General features: G+C 71.8%; 10 protein-coding genes and 2 tRNA genes. 9 read left to right on the top strand and 3 right to left on the bottom strand.

From position 1 onward, the window contains the following. Position 1 precedes the first annotated feature (1 nt). The 6 genes from OHA05_RS17655 (at position 2) to OHA05_RS17630 (ending at position 6,363) form a co-directional block, all read left to right on the top strand. Positions 2-1,099: an acyl-CoA dehydrogenase family protein gene (locus OHA05_RS17655; protein WP_328861116.1), complete on the top strand. Its 1,098-nt coding sequence runs from the start codon at positions 2-4 to the stop codon at positions 1,097-1,099. Then, positions 1,096-1,491: a MaoC/PaaZ C-terminal domain-containing protein gene (locus OHA05_RS17650; RefSeq protein WP_328861115.1), complete on the top strand. Its 396-nt coding sequence runs from the start codon at positions 1,096-1,098 to the stop codon at positions 1,489-1,491. Before OHA05_RS17655 ends, OHA05_RS17650 begins: the two co-directional genes overlap by 4 nt. Further along, positions 1,488-2,654: a lipid-transfer protein gene (locus tag OHA05_RS17645; RefSeq protein WP_328861114.1), complete on the top strand. Its 1,167-nt coding sequence runs from the start codon at positions 1,488-1,490 to the stop codon at positions 2,652-2,654. Before OHA05_RS17650 ends, OHA05_RS17645 begins: the two co-directional genes overlap by 4 nt. Before the next feature lie 52 nt (positions 2,655-2,706). After that, entirely contained in the window at positions 2,707-3,753 is a 1,047-nt protein-coding gene (locus tag OHA05_RS17640; protein ID WP_328861113.1) for a DUF1906 domain-containing protein, read from the top strand. A 261-nt stretch (positions 3,754-4,014) separates the two neighbouring features. Then, a complete protein-coding gene (locus OHA05_RS17635) occupies positions 4,015-4,599 on the top strand; it encodes a SigE family RNA polymerase sigma factor (RefSeq protein WP_313945403.1) in 585 nt (194 codons plus the stop codon). A 117-nt stretch (positions 4,600-4,716) separates the two neighbouring features. Then, positions 4,717-6,363: a long-chain fatty acid--CoA ligase gene (locus OHA05_RS17630; protein ID WP_328861112.1), complete on the top strand. Its 1,647-nt coding sequence runs from the start codon at positions 4,717-4,719 to the stop codon at positions 6,361-6,363. Between the two features lie 88 nt (positions 6,364-6,451). On the opposite strand, the gene OHA05_RS17625 is transcribed toward OHA05_RS17630, so the two are convergent. Together OHA05_RS17625 and OHA05_RS17620 are read right to left on the bottom strand one after the other, a co-directional pair. Next, positions 6,452-10,285, bottom strand: a complete 3,834-nt coding sequence (locus tag OHA05_RS17625; RefSeq protein WP_328861111.1) for a response regulator — start codon at positions 10,283-10,285, stop codon at positions 6,452-6,454. Between the two features lie 169 nt (positions 10,286-10,454). Further along, positions 10,455-10,895: an SSI family serine proteinase inhibitor gene (locus tag OHA05_RS17620; RefSeq protein WP_328861110.1), complete on the bottom strand. Its 441-nt coding sequence runs from the start codon at positions 10,893-10,895 to the stop codon at positions 10,455-10,457. Positions 10,896-11,150: 255 nt separating this feature from the next. On the opposite strand from OHA05_RS17620, the gene OHA05_RS17615 reads away from it, so the two are divergent. Then, positions 11,151-11,244 (top strand) — tRNA-Ser (locus tag OHA05_RS17615). 210 nt (positions 11,245-11,454) lie between these two features. Further along, positions 11,455-11,527, top strand: a tRNA-Arg gene (locus OHA05_RS17610). Positions 11,528-11,614: 87 nt separating this feature from the next. Here OHA05_RS17610 and OHA05_RS17605 read toward each other — a convergent pair. After that, the gene (locus OHA05_RS17605; RefSeq protein WP_443043711.1) at positions 11,615-11,740 is read right to left on the bottom strand and encodes a hypothetical protein; all 126 of its coding nucleotides are present in this window, start codon (positions 11,738-11,740) and stop codon (positions 11,615-11,617) included. A 260-nt stretch (positions 11,741-12,000) separates the two neighbouring features. Here OHA05_RS17605 and OHA05_RS17600 point away from each other — a divergent pair, with 260 nt between their 5' ends. After that, positions 12,001-13,272 (top strand): calcium-binding protein, encoded by a 1,272-nt coding sequence (locus OHA05_RS17600; RefSeq protein ID WP_313945407.1) that lies wholly within the window; start codon positions 12,001-12,003, stop codon positions 13,270-13,272. Positions 13,273-13,417 lie beyond the last annotated feature (145 nt).

Here is a 13,417-nt window from a genome sequence, read left to right as displayed (position 1 = left end):
CATGGACTTCACGCCCACGGAGGAGCAGACCGCCGCGCGGGAACTGGCGGCCCGGATCTTCGGTGATCTGTCCACGCCCGACCGGCTCGCCGCGGCAGGCACCGGGACGGACGCCGAGTTGTGGAAGGCCCTGTGCGCGGCGGGACTCGTCGCCGCCGTCGAGGACATCGGTCTGCTGGGACTGGTGCTGCTGCTGGAGGAACAGGGCCGGACGACGGCCCAGGTGCCGTTCGCGGCGACCTGTGCGTACGGACTGCTGACCCTCGTCGCGCACGGCACGGACGAGCAGCGCGAGCGGCTGCTGCCCGGGCTGCGGGACGGGACGGTGGTGGCGACGGGAGCGGTCACCGAACCCGCTGCGGTGCGGGCCCGCAGTGGTCCGTCCGCCGGTGCCGCCGGCCGGACGGAGGGACGTCTGACCGGCGCCGTCGGCTGGGTGCCCTGGCTGCGGGATGCCACGCATGTGCTGGTCGCCGACGAGGACCGGCACCTGTGGTGGGTGCGGGTCGCCGACGCGGAGACCGAGCCGGTGCACACCACCGCGCCCTGGTCGGCCGCGCGGCTCGTCCTGGACGGCACCCCGGCGGAGCGTGTCGGCGCCTCGGGCGCGCAGCTCGAAGGCACCCGGCACATCGGAGACGCGAGGCCGTATCAGCAGGTGCTGACCGCGAGCCGTATCGCCTTCGCCGGGCTGCAGGCGGGCGTGTGCGCCGGCTCGCTCGCCCGTGCCGTCGAACACACCACCACCCGCGAGCAGTTCGGCCGCCCTCTCTCCACCAATCAAGGCGTGCTGATCCGCGCCGCCGACGCCCATATGGACACCGAGGCCATCCGCGTCACGGCCTACGAGGCCGCCTGGCGGTACGACGAGGGTCTGGCGTGTACCACCCACGCGCTCACGGCGTCCTGGTGGGCGTCCGAAGCCGGAAAGCGCGTCGTCCACGCGGGCCAGCACCTCCACGGAGGCATCGGCGCCGATGTGGACCACCCCGTCCACCGGCACTTCCTGTGGGGACGCCAGCTCGACGCGTACCAGGGGTGCGGCAGCGAACTGCTGGCGGAACTCGGAGCGATGCTCGCGAAGGAGGGAGCCCAGTGAAGGCCGGTGACGAACTGCCGCCGCTGGAGATCGAGATCACCCGCACCCTTATCGTCGCCGGAGCCGTGGCCTCGCGCGACTACCAGGACGTGCACCACGACGCCGAACTGGCGAAGGAGAGGGGCTCCCCGGACATCTTCATGAACATCCTGACGACCAACGGCCTCGTCGGGCGCTACATCACGGACCGGCTCGGTGGGCGGGCCGTTCTCCGCAAGGTCGCCATCCGGCTGGGCGCGCCCAACTACCCGGGAGACACCATGGTGCTGCGCGGCACGATCGCCTCCGTCACCGGCGACACCGCCGAGGTCCGGGTCGTCGGCGCCAACGGCATCGGCACCCATGTCACCGGCACGGTGACGGTGACCCTTCCACCGGAGGGCACCGTATGAGCATCGGCCGCAGGGACGAACTCGGCGGGCGGGCCGCCGTCGTGGGCATCGGGGCGACCGAGTTCTCCAAGGACTCCGGGCGCAGTGAGCTGAAGCTGGCCGTCGAGGCGGTCCACGCGGCTCTCGACGACGCCGGCCTCTCCCCCGCCGACGTCGACGGCCTCGTCACCTTCACCATGGACACCAGCCCCGAGATCACCGTCGCCCAGGCGGCAGGCATGGGAGAGCTGTCCTTCTTCTCCCGTGTCCATTACGGCGGCGGCGCGGCCTGCGCCACCGTCCAGCAGGCCGCTCTCGCCGTGGCGACGGGCATCGCCGAAGTCGTCGTCTGCTACCGCGCGTTCAACGAACGGTCGGGGCGGCGATTCGGCGCGGGTGTGCAGCACCGGGAGCCGTCGGCCGAAGGTGCGGCCCTCGGCTGGAACCTCCCGTTCGGGCTGCTCACCCCCGCGTCCTGGGTGGCCATGGCGGCCCAGCGCTATCTGCACACCTATGGGCTGACCCCCGAGGCGTTCGGCCATGTCGCCGTCACCGACCGCCGCCATGCCGCCCGCAACCCGGCGGCGTATTTCTACGGGAAGCCGATCACCCTCGACGATCATGCCGCCTCGCGCTGGATCGTCGAGCCGCTGCGGCTGTTGGACTGCTGCCAGGAGACCGACGGCGGTCAGGCGGTCGTGGTGACCAGCGCGGAGCGGGCACGCGATCTGCCGCAACGCCCCGCGGTGGTCGTCGCCGCCGCGCAGGGCGCCGGCCGCGCGCAGGAGCAGATGACCAGTTTCTACCGCGACGACCTCACCGGACTGCCCGAGATGGGAGTGGTCGCCCGGCAGCTGTGGCGGACCTCGGGCCTGGCGCCCCAGGACATCGACGTGGGGATCATCTACGACCACTTCACCCCCTTCGTGCTGATGCAGCTGGAGGAGTTCGGGTTCTGCGGACCGGGCGAAGCGGCGGAGTTCGTGGCGGCGGACGCGCTGCCGCTCAACACCCACGGCGGACAGCTGGGGGAGGCCTATCTGCACGGGATGAACGGGATCGCGGAGGCGGTCCGCCAGATACGGGGCACCTCGGTGAACCAGATACCGGACGCGGCCAGGGCTCTGGTCACCGCGGGCACCGGCGTTCCCACATCCGGGTTGATCCTGGGCGCGGACGGCTGAGCGAGCGGGCTGAGCGGTGGCCCGGCCGCCCCGCCCGCCGTTCACTCGGCACATGCGCCTACGGAAATGCGCCGCCGCCGTCGCCCTCGCGCTGACCGCCCTGCTCGGTCTGCTGCTGGCACCGGAACCCGAGCGGTCCGCGCCCAGGGACACGGCGTACGCAGCCGCCGTCGATGCCCCAGCCGCCCCCGACGCCCGCGCGGCGCAACCCCCCACGGACAGAAGGGCCGACGCCAACGCGGACACCGATACGAACACCGAGCGGAACAACAGCTTCGAGCGGAACGGCAACGTCCGGCCGAACAGCAACGCCGACGCTCCGGCCGAGGGTTCCGGCGCGGTCGTCGACACGACCGCCGACACCGCCCTGACCTTCCGGGGCCTGGTGTTCGACACCTGCCAGGCACCGCCCCTGGCCGCGATGCGGTCCTGGCGCACCTCGTCCCCGTACGGCGCGGTCGGTGTGTCCTACGGCGGGCGCGGGCGGCGCTGCCCGCAGCAGCCCCACCTCACCCGGGACTGGGTCGCGGCGGTGCATCGCATGGGCTGGCAGGTGCTGCCCGTGTTCGCCGGCTCGCAGGCCCCCTGCGTCCGGGACGAGCGCAGACGCGCCGCCGTGATCGGCGCGAGCCCCGGTGCCGAGGGGCAGCGGGAGGGCAACGAGGCGGTGGAGCGTGCCTGGGCGCTCGGCATGGCCAGGGGCAGCGCTCTCTATCTCGACCTGGAGGCGTACGACGTGGACGACGCGGCGTGCGCCCGTGCCACGCTCGACTTCGTCCGGGCGTGGGACCGCGAGGTACGCCGCCGGGGTTATGTGCCCGGTTTCCACAGCACCGCCGACGCCGGGGTCCTGCACATGGAGCGCGCCCGGCTGGCCGGCACGGGCGACCTGCCCTCCGCGATGTGGTTCGCCCGCCGGAGCGCCGAGCCCGCCCTGTACGAGGACCTGTACGACGAGCAGGTCCTGAACCCGTACGCCTGGCGGCCGAAGCGGCGGATCCACCAGTACGACGGCGACGTCACCGAGAGCCATGGCGGTCACCGGCTGACCGTCGGCCGCAGCATGGCGGACGCTCCCGTGGCCCGGATCCGCCCGTGAGCGTCCCTGTCCGCGGCCGAGGAACCCGTGGCCTGGCCTGAGCGACCCGCGAACGTCGGCTGGTGCCGGTGGCGCGAGTCTCGGATGCCTGTGTCCGTCGCGGCGGAAGGGCCTCTTCCCCCTGACCTGAGGCGCACTGCCCCTGAGGGTCTCCTCCACCTTCAGGAGGTGAGGCCGGCACCAGCCGTACAACCTGAGGCGGACATGCCTTCGGGACCTGTGGCCGATCCGCCGAGTAGCACCCGCTCCTAGCGTGGACCTATGACCACGCCAGTCTGCACAAGCGTCTCGAGGCCCGCCGTGCCGGTGCCTCCGTCGTACGGCGCCGGCCCACGGCATGCGCCCCATGCTCGCTATTCGTCGTTCTCGTCGTACGTACGGGCGCGGGGGCCCGTGCTGCTGCGTACCGCCCGCTCGCTCACGGCGAACCCGAGCGACGCCGAGGACCTGCTGCAGACCGCGCTCACGAAGACGTATGTCGCGTGGGAGCGGATCGAGGACCACCGGGCGCTCGACGGCTATGTCCGCCGCGCCCTCCTCAACACCCGCACCTCGCAGTGGCGCAAGCGCAAGGTCGACGAGTTCGCCTGCGAGGAACTTCCGGAGCCGGAGACCGTACCGGCGGCGGACCCGGCCGAGCAGCAGGTGCTGCACGACGCCATGTGGCGCGCCGTGATGAAGCTGCCGGACCGGCAGCGCGCGATGGTCGTCCTGCGGTACTACGAAGACCTCAGCGAGGCCCAGACCGCCGAGGTGCTCGGGGTGTCCGTCGGCACGGTCAAGAGTGCGGTGTCCCGGGCGCTGAGCAAGCTCCGCGAGGACCCGGAGCTGTCTCCCGTGCGCTGAGCGACACCGTCCGTGACCAGTTCCCCTACCCGGGGGTAGTGACATACCGCGCGGTACGTGAGCAGAATCTTCCCACCTTTACTGCCACGTAGCGCTAGCGCCCACCGGGAGGACGCCGTGCTGAGCACCATGCAGGACGTACCGCTGACTGTGACCCGCATCCTGCAACACGGGATGACGATCCACGGAAAGTCGCAGATCACCACCTGGACCGGAGACGCCGAGCCGCAGCGGCGCAGCTTCGCGGAGGTGGGCAGCCGTGCGACACAGCTGGCCAACGCGCTCCGTGACGAGCTGGGGGTCGACGGAGACCAGCGGATCGCCACCCTGATGTGGAACAACGCCGAGCATGTCGAGGCGTACTTCGCCATCCCCTCCATGGGCGCCGTACTGCACACACTCAATCTCCGCCTCCCCGCCGAGCAGTTGGTGTGGATCGTCAACCATGCCGCCGACCGGGCCGTCATCGTCAACGGTTCCCTGCTCCCGCTGCTCGCCCCGCTCCTGCCGCACCTGCCCACGATCGAGCACATCGTGGTCTCCGGCCCCGGCGACCGCGGTCTGCTCGCCGAGACCGACGCGACGGTGCACGAGTACGAGGACCTGATCGCGGGCCGTCCGACCACGTTCGACTGGCCCGAGCTGGACGAGCGGACCGCCGCCGCCATGTGCTACACCTCCGGCACCACGGGCGACCCCAAGGGTGTCGTCTACTCCCACCGCTCGATCTACCTCCACTCGATGCAGGTCAACATGGCCGAGTCGATGGGGCTGACCGAGCGGGACACCACGCTCGTCGTGGTCCCGCAGTTCCATGTGAATGCCTGGGGCCTGCCGCACGCCACCTTCATGACCGGCATCAACATGCTGATGCCGGACCGTTTCCTTCAGCCCGGACCGCTCGCGGACATGATCGAGCGCGAGAGGCCCTCGCATGCGGCGGCCGTCCCCACCATCTGGCAGGGACTCCTCGCCGAAGTCACCGCCAACCCCCGCGACCTGACCTCGATGACGCAGGTCACCATCGGCGGCGCGGCCTGTCCGCCGGCCTTGATGGAGGCGTACGACAAGCTCGGCGTACGGCTCTGTCACGCCTGGGGCATGACGGAGACCTCCCCGCTCGGCACGATGTCGCACCCGCCGGCCGGTCTGTCCGCGGAGGAGGAGTGGCCGTACCGCATCACCCAGGGCCGTTTCCCCACGGGCGTCGAGGCCCGGCTGGTCGGTCCCGCCGGTGAGATCCTGCCGTGGGACGGCGTCTCCGCCGGTGAGCTGGAGGTCCGGGGCGCCTGGATCGCGGGCTCGTACTACGGCGGTGCGGGCGGCGAGGACTTCAAGCCCGCGGACAAGTTCAGTGAGGACGGCTGGCTGAAGACCGGCGACGTCGGCCTCATCAGCCCCGACGGCTACCTCACGCTGACCGACCGGGCCAAGGACGTCATCAAGTCCGGCGGGGAGTGGATCTCGAGCGTCGACCTGGAGAACGCGCTCATGGCCCACCCCGAGGTGGCCGAGGCCGCGGTGGTCGCGGTGCCCGACGACAAGTGGGGCGAGCGTCCGCTGGCGACGGTCGTCCTCAAGGAGGGCTCGACGGCGGACTACGAGTCGCTGAAGGCCTTCCTCGCCGAGAAGGTCGCCAAGTGGCAGCTGCCCGAGCGCTGGGCGGTGATCCCGGCGGTCCCCAAGACGAGCGTGGGCAAGTTCGACAAGAAGGTGATCCGCAAGCAGTACGCGGACGGTGAGCTGGACGTCACCCAGTTCTGACCATCACGCGTCGGGGGCGGTGTTTCACGTGAAACACCGCCCCCGACGCATCAGTTGATGCCCTCGGCCAAAGCCCCGGCCACCGCCGTCAGTTCGTACCGATCTTCGCGAGCAGGTCGACGATCCGCGACTGGACCTCGTTACTGGTGGAGCGCTCCGCGAGGAAGAGCACCGTCTCGCCCGACGAGAGCCGCGGCAGCTCGGCCCGGTCCAGGCCGGCCGAGGTGTAGACGACCAGAGGCGTCCGGTTCAGCTGGCCGTTCGCCCGCAGCCAGTCGATGATCCCGGCCCGGCGGCGGCGCACCTGCATCAGGTCCATCACCACGAGGTTCGGCCGCATCTGGGTCGCGAGGGTGACGGCGTCCGTGTCCGCACCGGCCCGAGCGACCTGCATTCCGCGGCGCTCCAGCGTCGCGGTGAGCGCCAGCGCGATCTCCTCGTGCTCCTCGATCAACAGCACGCGTGACGGGTGCTGTTCGCTGTCCCGGGGGGCCAGCGCCTTCAGCAGGATGGCCGGGTCGGCGCCGTAGGCCGCCTCCCGGGTGGCCTGCCCCAGTCCGGCCGTCACCAGGACGGGGACCTCCGCGGCCACCGCGGCCTGGCGCAGCGACTGCAGCGCGGTCCGGGTGATCGGACCCGTCAGCGGGTCGACGAACAGGGCCGCGGGGAACGCGGCGATCTGTGCATCGACCTCTTCGCGCGAGTGCACGACGACGGGACGGTAGCCCCGGTCGCTCAGCGCCTGCGAGGTCGAGACATCCGGCGCCGGCCACACCAGCAGGCGGCGCGGATTGTCCAGCGGCTCCGGGGGCAGCTCGTCGTCGACGGGCTGCGGCTGCGGCCGGTTGGCCACCTCCACCGCGCCGCCGGGACCGTCCAGCGGCTCCGGGCCCTCCGCGCCTTCGAGGGGTGCGCCTATGGCGTACGACCGGCCCTCGGACCGCTCGGCGGGGAGCAGCGACCCGTTCTGGGTCTGTGCCTGTCCCTGTCCCTGGGGTTGCGACTGCCCTTGGGTCTGGCCCTGCGTCGGAGCCTGTGCCGGGGCGGCCTGCGTCTGCGGATGCGGGCGGGCCGTGGTGGCGGCCGGCTCCGGGCGCTCCCCCTCGGCGGACCGCGTCCCCAGCTTGCGACGGCGTCCGGCGCCGAGCGTCTGGTTCTGCTTCTCGGCGATCTGCTGCGAGAACGGCACACCCTGTCCGAGTGTGCGGACGCTGAATGCCCGGCCCTGTGAGGCGTCCGCCGGGACCGGTGCCTCCGCGGGCAGCGGCTGGGCGACGCGCGCCTGCGCGGGCCGCGGCGCGGTCTGCGGCTCGGCGGCGGGCTCCTCGAACGCGGGCATCGGCAGGGCGACCGAGCCGGTGCCCTGCGACGTCGCGGCACCCGACTGACCCGGCGCCGCCTCGTCCTGCGTCGCCGCGTGCTGCCCGTTCGTACCGTCGTCGGTGGCGCGCGGATCGAATTCGGCTGCGTCCCCCCACCCGGGCGGGGCGTCCGGCATCGCACCCTGAGCGGGCGCCTGCGGCTGCGGCCGCGCGCGCCGCCGACCTGTCGGGGTGGGGTGCTGCTGCGGCGGCGTGTGATGGTCGGTGCCCGGCTCCGTACGGACGGAGTCGTGTCGGCCCGGCAGCGAGGCGTCCGCCTCACCCGCCCTCGGCGGGATGCGGTCGGCCTCGGCGGGCGGCAGCGCGAACGGGGTGCGCGGTGCTTCCGGCTCGGCCGGAGCCGCCGCCAGTGCCCTCCTGGCCCGGCGGCCGGAGGGGCGCGTCTCGATCGCGGTCGAAGCCGAGGAGGCCGGGGCGGCGGACGGAGCCGCGGGCAGCTCCGGCATCGCACCGTGCCGCGCTCGACGGCCCGAGCCCGGCCCGTCGACGGAGACACCCTGCGGCGGCACCGTTTCGCCGAGTGCGGCGCGACCGGACTGGGCGGCGCCCTCCGCGGCCGTCACGACGGAGCCCTCGGTCGGCCTGCCGCCACCGGCGGTGACGGCGACGGACTCCTCGGCAGGGCTCGGCCGGCCGCGTCGGCGACCGGTTCCGCCACCGCCCGCGTGGGCGGCATGGCTGCCGCCCGAGTCCTGGGCCGGGATCAGGTCCTGCTGCGGCTGTTCGCCGTGCGCGCGACGCCGGCCTGTCGGCGGCGCGGCCACCGGGTCCTCCATCGCGACGGGGCTCTCCAGGAACGCGTCCGTGGAAGCCCGCCGCGCGCGCCGCCGGCCACCGCCTGACGTGCCGGGGGAGCGCTGCGGCTGCGGAGGCGTCTGCTCCGGCAGGGCCAGCATCGCGCCGTGCTCCGGCGGTGCCACGGTTCCCGAGCCCTCGCCCAGCGGCAGTTCCAGGACATACGCGCTGCCGCTCATCCCCGGCACCTCGTGTGTCTGCAGCACTCCGCCGTGCGCCCGCACGATTCCGCGCACGATCGGCTCGTGCACCGGGTCTCCCCCGGCGAACGGCCCGCGCACCTCGATCCGTACGACGTCACCGCGCTGCGCGGCCGCCACCACGATCGTGGAGTCCACATACCCGCCGCCGGGCATCAGCTTGGCCTTGCCGGTGGAGTCGACACCGGCCACGTCCGCCACCAGGTGGGCGAGCGCCGTCGCCAGCCGTCCGGCGTCCACCTCGGCCTCGATCGGCGGAGCGTGCACCGCGAACTGCGCCCGCCCGGGGCCGATCAGCTCGATGGCACCCTCGACGCCGGCCGCGACGACCGCGTCGAGCAGCACCGGGATCTTGTAGAGCTGTTCCGCACCCGTGGCGAGCCGCTGGTAGCCCATGACGTTGTCGACGAGCGTCGTCATCCGGGCATAACCGGCGGCCAGGTGGTGCAGGATCTGGTTGGCCTCGGGCCACAACTGCCCCGCCGGGTCGGCGGCCAGGGTGGCCAGTTCGGAACGGAGTTCCTCCAGCGGCCCCCGCAGCGACTCGCCGAGCACGGCGGTCAGCTGGTCATGGCGGGCGGCGAGCTCGGTGTACTGCTCGTCCCGGCTCTCGATCTCCGCGGTGTAGCGGTCCGCGCGGTCGGCCAGCTCGGCCGTGAACCGTTCGGTGGTCTCCTCCAGCTCCTTGCCGAGCCGCTCGGTCGTCTCCGTGAGTTCGGACTTGTGCTGCTGGCTCAGCTCCTCGTAAGGACGGCGGTCGGTGAAGGTCATCACCGCGCCGACGAGCTGGTCGCCGTCCCGCACCGGCGCGGTCGTCAGATCGACCGGCACCTGCGAGCCGTTCTTCGCCCACAGCACCTGTCCGCGCACCCGGTGCTTGCGCCCGGACTTGAGGGTGTCGGCGAGCGCCGACTCCTCGTACGGGAAGGGCTCGCCGTCCCCGCGCGAGTGCAGGATCAGCGGGTGCAGCTCCTTGCCGCCGAGGTCGCTCGCCCGGAATCCGAGGATCTGCGCTGCCGCCGGATTGACCAGGACGACGCGTCCGTCGGTGTCCGTACCGACCACACCCTCGGCCGCGGCACGCAGGATCATCTCGGTCTGCCGCTGCGAACGCGCCAGCTCGGCCTCGGTGTCCATCGTTCCGGACAGGTCCCGCACGACGAGCATCAGCAGCTCGTCGCCGGTGTAGCCGCTGTACGAGTCGTATGCCTCGCGTCCGTCCTCGAGGCTCGCGCTGGTCACCTCGACGGGGAACTCGCTGCCGTCCGTGCGCCGCGCCACCATCCGCGTGGGCTTGGTCCGCCCGCGCTCGTCGGCCGCCTCGGGGCGCCGCATCGAGCCGGGGATCAGCCGGGAGTCGAAGGCGGGCAGCAGATCGAGCAGCCCGCGTCCGACGAGTGCGGTACCGGGCGTCTCGAAGAGTTCGAGGGCGATGGTGTTGGCGTTGACGACCGTGCCGTTGCAGTTGACGAGCACGAGGCCGTCCGGAAGGGCGTCGAGTATGGCTGCGAGGCGAGCAGCGCCTCGGGATGGCCTGCTGCTCACGACGACGGTTCCTCCCTGACCTACTGCATATTGCGGACGGCCGGTCCCATCTTGCCCCTCGGGCTTCAGCCTGTCACTGGAGGGAGTCTAAAGGCAGGCGAGGGGGCCGGGGCGGCGGATGAGGGGGAGCTCTCACCAAGGTTGTGTGCACATGCGGTACCGCCGGGCGCTATGACCTGGTGTTCGGCAGCACGGGCTCCATCGTGCGCCACCGTGAGATTTCGCAGCCGTTCGCCCGGTTGAACGTGGCGTCCACCCTCTGTCCCTGCCATGTGCCGGTGACCCGGGCGGTGGCCGGCCCCCCGGACTGCATGGTGCACATCTGGTCCTCGGGAACGGGCGCGAACGGATTACGCCTCTCCTTCGCGAGCCCGTCCAGCCGCGCGCACGCCTTGGCGGCTGCGGGGTGGGTGCCGCCGGCCGGGTCGCACATCAGCTCGTAGGTGCCGTCCGTCCGGGTGTTCCCGGTGTGGGAGACGATCACGGTCAGCCGGTCGGGTGCCGACAGCAGCGGCAACGGGAACGGCAGGGGGGTCGCTCCCGCGGCGGGTACGGCGCCGGCCAGCGCGGCGGCGGTCACGGTTGCGGTGAGGACGAGGCGGCGCAGCATGGGTGCTCCTGGATCCGGGAGTGAGGGACCGTGCGGGGGCGCGAATGCCCCGGCATCTCTAACGCTCCGTGCGCCCGGGCGTTGCGCAACCGGACCGCGCCGCCCGGACTACGGGCGCTCCGACCGGCCGACGGGCCCGGCGGCCCGTGCTTTGCCCTCCGGCCTGCGGGCCTAGTACCGTGGACGGCGATTGGTGACACCCCGCTCGGCTGTGTCATCATCTGCACGCACCACTCGCGCCCGCGTGAGTGTGCTGGAGGCGTCGCCTAGTCCGGTCTATGGCGCCGCACTGCTAATGCGGTTTGGGTCTTAAAGCCCATCGAGGGTTCAAATCCCTCCGCCTCCGCCAGTTGATCACCGAAGCCCCGGCCCGCAGGCCGGGGCTTCGGTCGTCCTCGGCGGGCTGTGCTTCTTCGGGCGTACGTGCGGGGATTCTTGGCCGCTGAGTCGCTGTTTTCGCAGGTCAGCTGGGGTGTGCTTAACGGATTTCACCTCACGGCGCGGGTCATGTAATGTTGTTCCCGCAACGCCGACCAGGCAGAAAAGCCCGGAACGCCAAGCACTCGTAGCTTAACGGATAGAGCATCTGACTACGGATCAGAAGGTTGCAGGTTCGAATCCTGCCGAGTGCACACTGCTCAAAGCCCCCTCGGGATCACTCCGGAGGGGGCTTTGTCGTGCCGTACAGCAGCGAAGTACAGCAACTGCGCTGATCGTCGTCAGCCGGTACCGCGCATCGCGTCCGACGGCTTGCCGATCGCGGCGCGCACCTGTTCCTCCCTCGCCTCGGCGCAGACCTCCATCGTCAGGGCGATGCGAGAGTGCCGCAGGATCCGCTGTGCCACCTTCGGGTGGACCTCGAGGGCGACCAGGAGAGAACTGCACGGACCTCGTGTCCGTGGTGTACGCGCCAACGGATCACAGGACCGAGTTCGGGGTCGGGGAGCGTCTGGTCGGTGGATTGCGGGCGGTATGACGGTGTGTCTGTACGACCACACAGGGTGCGTGTGGCTTGATCGTCGGGCGGTCCCGGCAGGGGCCCGAACACCAACCGACATCCGTGGCACGTCCTGAGTGCCGCGCTCATCGTCGAGGAGCCCCCACCGTGAGACCGACCCTGCAACATGCCATGCTCCAGCGACGTGGCGCCGGAGCCGCCGGTGAGCGGAGGCGCCCGGCCAGGCGTGCTGCGGTCCTGCTCGCCACGGTGGCACTGCCGGCGGCACTGGTCGTTCCCACGGCCACGCCCGCCGTGGCGGCGCCCGTGACCGTCACCTTCAACGCAGGCGCCAACCAGCCCTTCACCGTCCCGTCCGGCGTCACCCAACTGACCGTCACCGCCACAGGCGCCGCAGGACAAAACGGGTCCGGCGGCGGCACAGGAGGCAACGGCGCCACCGTCACCGGCACCGTCACCGTGCCGCCGAGCACCACCACCCTCTACGTCAACGTCGGCACGGGCGGGGGCGCCGGCGGCGGACCCGCGACTACGGGCGGTGCCGGCGGCGGATCCAGCGATGTCCGCACCTGCAGCTCGGCCGGTCCCGGCTGCACCCTGACCGGCGTCCCCGGCACGGACCCCCGTCTCATCGTCGCGGGCGGCGGAGGCGGCGGAGGAAGCGGCTTCCCCCCCACTTACCTCAACCCGGAGGCCACCGGCGGAGACGCCGGAATCACCGGGGGTGCCGGCGGCAGCAGAACGAACAGCGGCCAAGGCGGCGGCGGCGGAACCCAGACCGCCGGTGGCACAGCCGGAGCAGCATGCCCTGCCGTCGGTACATCCGGCACTCCGGGCACAGGCGGTGCGGGCGGCACCGGCGGAGGCGGCTTCGGGGCGGGCGGAGGCGGGGGCGGCTGGTTCGGTGGAGGCGGCGGCGGAGGCTGCAACCGTATTGATTTTCCTCCCGCTTACGGTCCCGGTGGTGGCGGTGGTGCGTCGAACCGTGTCCCCACGGGTGGTACCTCCGGACCTGCAGTGGGGCCGGCCCAGGTGACCGTCACCTACGAGCCGGCGCCCCCCACCTGCGCGACCGCCACGGCCACCATCACCGGTACCAATGGCAACAACATCCTGATCGGCACTCCCGGCAATGACGTGATCTTCGCTCTCGGCGGCAACGACGTGGTCGACGGCCGCGGTGGCAACGACATCATCTGCGGCGGCGACGGCAACGACGTACTGTCCGGCGGTGACGGCAACGACCGCATCGAAGGCGGCAACGGCGCCGACAACCTGAACGGCAACAACGGCAACGACGCCCTCTTCGGCGGTCCCGGCAGCGACGCGCTCTTCGGTGGCCCGGGCACCAACACCAACGACGGCGGCCCCGGCACCAACGTCTGCTTCAGCCCCTCCACCGGACCCGGCTGCTTCTGACCTCGCCCCACACGCCTCCGACTTGATCGACGAACATCAGAAACGGGCCCCAGTACATCCGCCCGTGATCGGCGGACGAGCTGACAGAAACGGAGGGCGCTGCCTCCATTCCGGTGAGTTCGCCGCTCACCGAACTCACTTCACA

Origin of the sequence: Streptomyces sp. NBC_00306 (genome assembly GCF_036169555.1) — a bacterium.
Classification (GTDB): Bacteria; Actinomycetota; Actinomycetes; order Streptomycetales; family Streptomycetaceae; genus Streptomyces; species Streptomyces achmelvichensis.
The sequence above is the reverse complement of the archived record's forward strand: the minus strand, read 5'-3'. Positions and strand labels throughout refer to the sequence as shown.

Coding starts and splice junctions, on each gene's coding strand:
- OHA05_RS17645 (WP_328861114.1), top strand. CDS start 1,488: ATGAGCATCGGCCGCAGGGACGAACTCGGCGGGCGGGCCGCCGTCGTG.
- OHA05_RS17620 (WP_328861110.1), bottom strand. CDS start 10,895: ATGCTGCGCCGCCTCGTCCTCACCGCAACCGTGACCGCCGCCGCGCTG.
- OHA05_RS17655 (WP_328861116.1), top strand. CDS start 2: ATGGACTTCACGCCCACGGAGGAGCAGACCGCCGCGCGGGAACTGGCG.
- OHA05_RS17635 (WP_313945403.1), top strand. CDS start 4,015: ATGACCACGCCAGTCTGCACAAGCGTCTCGAGGCCCGCCGTGCCGGTG.
- OHA05_RS17640 (WP_328861113.1), top strand. CDS start 2,707: ATGCGCCTACGGAAATGCGCCGCCGCCGTCGCCCTCGCGCTGACCGCC.